This window comes from Arthrobacter sp. H14 (genome assembly GCF_000520495.1).
Lineage (GTDB): Bacteria > Actinomycetota > Actinomycetes > Actinomycetales > Micrococcaceae > Arthrobacter_C.
This window is the reverse complement of the sequence record NZ_KI914694.1, coordinates 1-6,410: the sequence shown is the minus strand read 5'-3', so window position 1 is coordinate 6,410 and position 6,410 is coordinate 1. Positions and strand designations below refer to the sequence as shown.

Sequence of the window (6,410 nt, the reverse complement as noted above, 5' to 3'; positions counted from 1 at the left end):
CCCGTCCCGAAGCCGCTCCGGCTGCGGCGGCACCGTAGCCGCGCCGCTCGTTCTCCTGCGGCCCTCGGCGCGGCTCCTCGTCGACATGCCCGTAGTCATTGTCATCCCAAAGCGTTACCTTTGGCTTCTGCGTCGTCGGCGGCGGTGTTTCGCGATGCTGCTGGGTGGCGCCGGACGCTGCACCTGCTGCGGCGGCCGCGGAAGCCGCCGTCGCTCCCGTTCCGGCAGAATCGATGTCTCCGCTCTCCGGCCCTCTGCCGGCACTGCGTGGCGGCGAGGTCGGCGGCGGTGGAACTATCGGCCGGTGGGTCCTGGCCGGCGGCGTCTCAACGATCGGTCGCGGCTCATCTTCATACCGGACGTGTTGATAGCGGTCGTCATAATGCTCGGGTTCCGTGGGCCGAGCCTGGCCGAAAATTTCCGTGCCGAGGGTATCCGTGAAAAACGGTTCAACATAGGGAGGGTTGGCCGCGACCACCAGATCGAGCAAATCCGCTGCCGAAGTGTGGTTCGTGACTAAATATGTCCGGCCATCCGTTAAGCCGAGGTCCAGGACCTGGACATTGCCCGGGCGTTCACCGGTGGCGATTTCCCTCGCGCTGGTGGCTACTTGTTCTGCATTTTCCGGTCCTGCTACCAGGATGCTGACGCTGCGGTTAAGAACCTGGTCCACTCCATCGAGAACCAGATCCTCTTCTGCAGATGCAGTCACTTCACCGGTGACCTTGTAGCGACCGCCCAATACGGAGCCTACGTCAACGCGTTGTGGCACGGTTACCTCCCAACTAGGCTGTGCTAATTCATTTTGGACACGATCGAATAATTAAGTTGTACAGATCTTACCTTCCGCGACCTGACTAAAGCCTGTCAGCACCGCGGACCCCAGTCCAAAACGTGCTGCCCCTTAATGCCGCGCCCCGCTCCCGCGGCCCAGCTTTTCCAGCACTGGGTCGAGAAATTCCTTGAGCTCGTCGACCCGGAAGAGTTTCAGCAACAGCAGGTACACAGCCGCCATCGCGGTTCCGCCAACGGCCACGACAAGCATGGCCGAAAGGATGGAATTCCAAACAAATCCGTCCGGGCTGTAGCCTCCAAACAGCCAAACGACGACGACGCCGGCAGCTCCGGAGCCGAGCGCGGCGCACGCTATCCGGAGGTGGGCAGCTACGATGCGGCCGCCGTCGTAATTACCCAACCGTTTCTTGAGGAACCGGTGGGATACGACGACCGCCGCGATGGTGCCGAGCGTGTAACTGGTGGCGAGGGCGAAGATGACCCACTGAGGTGGGAACATGGCCGCACCGACCGCGAGACTGATTCCGATTGCGGTGAGGATGAGCTGGATGATGAAGGGGGTCCGGGCGTCCTCGAGGGAATAGAAAACCCGGTTCATCATGAAGTTGGCGCTGAAAAAGGGCAGGCCAAGGGCAAGCAGCGACAGGACGATGCCGACCAGGGCGCCGGCCGGTGCGGAACCGCCGCTGAACAGCATTCCCAGCGGTCCGGCCAGTACCAGCAGGGCCACCGCGCCGAAAACCGTCGCCACTCCAACAGTCCTGAGGCCGCGGGAGAGAATGTGGCGCATCGCGTCGTCGTCGTTGTTGCTGGCGGCGTGCGACATCCGGTTGAAAAGTACAGTCGCTACCGATAGCACCACGATCGAGTGCGGCAGCAGGTAGACCATGGTTGCCGCCGTGAGCGTGTACGGTCCGGCGACTGCCCCTTCGAGCTGGTCGCGGGAACCCGTGGCGATCGTTCCGATCTTGGTATAAATCAGGAAGGCGCCGTTGCCGACAATCATGGTCCCAAGTGTCCAGATGGCGAGTTTCGCGGCCCGTCCCAGGCCGATCCCGCGCCAGCCGAACAGGGGCCGCAGGCCCAACCGCAGCTTCTTCACCGGCCAGATCAGCACCAGCGACTGCACGGCGATTCCCAGCGTCGCCGTGCCTGCGATCAACAGGGTCTGCGGGGTGCTCCAGTTCTCCACGGTATGCGCAACGGCCCGGCCTTGCTCCATCTCCTGCCCGCCCATCAGGGCAAGGAACATCAGCAGGCCGCCGATCGCCACGACGTTATTGACCACCGGCGCCCACATATAAGGACCGAATGAACCATAGGAATTAAGGATTTGCCCCAGCGCCGCGTAGAGACCGTAGAAGAAAATCTGCGGCAGGCACCACAGTGCGAAGGTAATTCCCAACGCGATCTGGGCGGCGTCGAAATCGGTGGTCAGCAGCGGAATGATCCAGCCTGCCGAAAGCGTGATGACGGCGGCCAGGCCCAACATGACCAGGACCATCAGGGTCAGCAGCCGGCTCACGTAATCCGCGCCACGGTCCTCGCGCTTGCTGGCACGGATAATTTGCGGCACCAGGACGGCGTTGAAGACCCCACCCGCGACCGCCAAGTAGATAATATTCGGGATCTGGTTCGCGACGTCGAAAATGTCCGCCACGCCGGTGGCGGTGCCGAGCGCGATCGCCAGCAGCATGGTTTTGAGGAACCCGAGGCCGCGGGAGACAACGGTTCCGGCCGCCATGATGACGCTCGAGCGCGCCGCGTTGGGCGCGGGCCGGTCAGTGGAGGTTGAAGCAGTCATCGGCGGTTCTAGACATGCTGCGGGAGCACTTCGCGGGCCAGATCGGCAATTCGGCGTTCATTGGGGAACGAGAGCCGCTTGGCAAGGTCCGCGATTTCCACCCACGCGACGTCGACCGCTTCATGGTCCGGATCATTCTCGATGGTGAGTTCACCGCCGGTGGCCCTGAGGAGGAAATGGTGGACCGTCTTGTGCACGCGGTGTCCGGAAACGGTGAACCAGTAGTCAATGCTTCCCAGCGGCGCGAGGACATGCCCGGCAATCCCGGTCTCCTCCTCGATTTCCCGGACGGCGGCTTCCTCGTTGGACTCCTCATTCTCGGGATGGCCCTTGGGAAGACACCATTCAAGCCTGCCGCCGCGGTTCAACCGGGCAATAATGGCCACCCGCTGCAGGTGATCGGCGGTATCGACGACGACGCCACCCGCCGAAACCTCCTCGACCGTGGGCAGACCAGTATGCGCCGGAGGCATGGAACCGGACCCCATTGACACCGTCAATGGGGTCCGCTTCGGTGCTCTCGGGACTGGGTGCGCCATGCAGACCACTCTAACGATTTTTAGACCCGGTGATGAACGGCACGTGAAAGTCTGGCAGGATTTAAGCCACTATGGTGAAGCTCTTTGATCCCTCGACGCTCGACCCCATTGTTCTAGAGCTCGGAGAGCTGTTCGTTGGCGCCGGACATGAGCTTTCCCTGGTCGGAGGACCGGTCCGTGATCTCTTCCTCGGGCGTGTTTCACCGGACCTGGATTTCACTTCCGACGCCACGCCGGACGAGATTATCGCCGTCGTACGCAAATGGGCGGACACTTACTGGGAGATTGGCCGCGAGTACGGCACCATCGGCCTGCGCCGGAAGGGACTGACCCTTGAGGTCACGACCTACCGCGCGGATGCCTATGACGCCGACTCCCGCAAACCCGAGGTTGTCTTCGGCGCGTCGCTGGAGGATGACCTGTTGCGCCGGGACTTCACCATAAACGCGATGGCGCTGCGGCTGCCGTCGATGGAGCTGGTGGATCCTTACGGCGGCGTCAAGGACCTGCATGCAGGCGTTCTGCGCACCCCCGGACCGCCATCGACGTCGTTCTCCGATGATCCGCTGCGGATGATGCGGGCCGCGCGTTTCGCCTCGCAGTTAAAGGTGCAGGTGGCGCCGGAAGTGTCGCAGGCGATGACCGATATGGCCGAGCGAATCAAAATGATTTCCGCCGAGAGGGTCCGTGACGAGCTGATCAAGCTGATCTGTGGCGCCCATCCGCGGGCCGGGGTGGACCTGCTGGTGGAGACCGGACTGGCCGGATTCGTGCTCCCCGAAGTGCCGGCGCTCAAGCTGGAAATCGACGAACACCACCGGCACAAGGACGTCTACCAGCACTCGCTGACCGTGCTGGAGCAGGCGGTGGAGCTGGAAACTGGCGACGACGGCGCGGTGCCCGGTCCTGATTTCGTCCTGCGGTTTGCAGCGTTATTGCACGACGTCGGCAAGCCGGCTACGCGGCGCTTCGAACCTTCCGGCGGCGTCAGTTTCAGGCACCACGAAGTTGTCGGAGCGAAGCTCACCGGCAGACGGATGAAGGCGCTGCGGTTCGACAACGACAGCATTAAGGCAGTCGCTCGCCTGGTGGAACTGCACATGCGGTTTTACGGCTACGGGGAGGCCGGCTGGACAGATTCGGCCGTCCGGCGCTACATCACCGACGCCGGTCCGGTGCTGGAACGGCTGCACAGGCTGACCCGCTCGGATGTGACCACGCGTAATAAACGGAAGGCCGACCGGCTGGCCTTCGCCTACGACGACCTGGAAATCCGGATCGGAAAGCTGCAGGAGCAAGAAGAGCTGGAGTCCGTCCGGCCTGACCTGAATGGTGAGCAGATCATGGGCTTGCTCGGGATCAAGCCGGGTCCCGTCGTCGGGCGTGCCTATAAATTCCTGCTCAATGAGCGGATGGAGCACGGTCCCTTGGAAGCATCCGAGGCCGAGCGTAAGCTTCGAGCATGGTGGGCCGAGCAGCCTGAATACGCGGAATAAAGCCGCACCTGAACGAGGAGGAAGCCTGTGACCAGCCGGATCAGCGACGTGGCGAACCACAAGTCGGACAGAACGCGGCTGTGGCTGCTGCGCCATGGAGAGACCGAGTGGTCGCGGGATGGCCAGCACACCGGTCTGACCGACGTCCCGCTGACTCCCGAAGGGGAAAAGCTCGCCGCGGAGATTAAGCCGCGGCTCGCTGAAATCTCCTTCGGCCTGGTTCTCACCTCGCCCCTCCGCCGCGCCCAGCACACCGCCGGGCTGGCAGGGTTTCCCGACGCGGAGGTCGAGTCCCGGGCAGTCGAATGGGATTACGGCGACTACGAAGGCCTGAAGACGGATGAGATCCGGCAGACTTCGCCGGACTGGTCCATCTGGAGCGACGGCGCGCCCAACGGCGAATCCGCCCGGCAGGTTGCCGACCGGGCCGACGCGGTGATCGAACGTGCGCAAACGTCCGGTGTGGAAAGCGTCCTGCTGGTCGCGCACAGCCACTTCCTGCGGTTGCTCACTGCAAGGTGGATCGGACTGCCGCCGGAGGCGGGGCACCACTTCATCATTGGAACGGGAAAGGTCTGCACTCTCGGCTGGGACCGGGAAACGCCCGCCGTGCTTTCCTGGAGTGTGTAGGCGCCGGAAAGTTTTTTAAAAAGTTTCCGCTTTCTGCTGGGAAAAAATTACTTACTGCTGTACCGTTATTTCTGTGCGATTGGGAAGGCTCAATCTCGCACATTGTTTCTATTAGCGTTCGGTATGAAAAGGAGGTGGGGAATGTGAATAATTTTAAGATTTGCCACATGGGCGTCTTTACGCCGTATGCAGCCATGTCTGCTGCCAGCCCCGCCTCCGCAATTTTCCCGCGCTAATTCTTTGCTCAGTCCGGTAATTCGCCCGACAGCACAAGTTTAAGTAATTCCGGCGCATTTCTGCGCGGAGGCCTCAGATCAAAACCATCTTGAGGAATCCCAGTGCGCACTCTTACATCTGCCCAACAGCCCGGTTTGGCACCTTCCGGCTCGGTCGTTCCCGATCAGCCCTCGCCGGCATCAGAACTCATCTTCTCCGCCCCTGCCGTCATCCAGCGTGAGCCGGTTGCCGACGTCGACGGTGTTGGTGACACACCAAAACCACCAGGAAAGGAGGTGATCACCGTGGGAAAGAAAATCCGCGACAGCGTTTCCTACTGGAAGCGAATACGCAGCCAGGACCCAAGTCGAGGGCTGCCGAACGCGCAGGACGTCTCAGCGCGCCACATCTCGCCGCAGCACATCATGTACATCAAGTAAATATGCCGCCCAAAAGGGGCACCGAGCAGGAGGTACTGATGTTCTGTCTCAGTCCTGATCCGAGCGAAGCCCGCGCTTCCCTGCGCGGGCTTCCGCCTTTAACGACGCCGATCAGCCGCCGGTCGCCTGGTGAACAATAGTGGTGGCTTCACAGCGGCAAAGTCATAGGGTCAATGCAACGCTCTGATTATTGAGGAGTGTTGGGATGCCAAAAGGTAGGCCAAAATCGATCCAGCTCAGGGATGAGTTTTTCCGATTGATATGTTCCGGAGTTCCGATGGGAGAAGTCGGTGCGCGGTTGGGCGTGTGCCGAGGTTCCGGAAGCGTGTGGTGGCGTGATGCTGGTGGGATGAAACTCAAAAAAGGATATAGCGGTGGTGGTCTGGCCGATCCGCCCGTCAGTGAGGGAATATCGGGAAGTGGCCGGCTCTCCAGACAGGAACGGGTGATCATTCAATGTGGATTGCGGCACGGACGCAGCTTTGGTCAA

The 6,410-nt window shown here is 61.7% G+C and carries 5 protein-coding genes and 1 pseudogene; 3 read left to right on the top strand and 3 right to left on the bottom strand.

Annotated elements, in window-relative coordinates; translation table 11 throughout:
* From Y707_RS33010 to Y707_RS0119710, 3 genes and pseudogenes are all read right to left on the bottom strand, one after another.
* Positions 1-772 (bottom strand): annotated as a pseudogene (locus Y707_RS33010) (ABC transporter substrate-binding protein); the annotation flags it as partial.
* Positions 773-904: 132 nt separating this feature from the next.
* A complete protein-coding gene (murJ, locus tag Y707_RS27745) occupies positions 905-2,599 on the bottom strand; it encodes a murein biosynthesis integral membrane protein MurJ (RefSeq protein ID WP_051442228.1) in 1,695 nt (564 codons plus the stop codon).
* Between the two features lie 8 nt (positions 2,600-2,607).
* The gene (locus tag Y707_RS0119710) at positions 2,608-3,138 is read right to left on the bottom strand and encodes an NUDIX hydrolase (RefSeq protein ID WP_051442227.1); all 531 of its coding nucleotides are present in this window, start codon (positions 3,136-3,138) and stop codon (positions 2,608-2,610) included.
* Positions 3,139-3,209: 71 nt separating this feature from the next.
* On the opposite strand from Y707_RS0119710, the gene Y707_RS0119705 reads away from it, so the two are divergent.
* The 3 genes from Y707_RS0119705 to Y707_RS0119695 all read left to right on the top strand — a co-directional run bounded on the left by Y707_RS0119705 (position 3,210) and on the right by Y707_RS0119695 (position 5,920).
* Positions 3,210-4,634: a CCA tRNA nucleotidyltransferase gene (locus Y707_RS0119705; RefSeq protein ID WP_026536346.1), complete on the top strand. Its 1,425-nt coding sequence runs from the start codon at positions 3,210-3,212 to the stop codon at positions 4,632-4,634.
* 27 nt (positions 4,635-4,661) lie between these two features.
* The gene (locus Y707_RS0119700; RefSeq protein WP_253905280.1) at positions 4,662-5,264 is read left to right on the top strand and encodes a histidine phosphatase family protein; all 603 of its coding nucleotides are present in this window, start codon (positions 4,662-4,664) and stop codon (positions 5,262-5,264) included.
* Positions 5,265-5,602: 338 nt separating this feature from the next.
* Positions 5,603-5,920 (top strand): hypothetical protein, encoded by a 318-nt coding sequence (locus Y707_RS0119695; RefSeq protein WP_026536344.1) that lies wholly within the window; start codon positions 5,603-5,605, stop codon positions 5,918-5,920.
* Positions 5,921-6,410 lie beyond the last annotated feature (490 nt).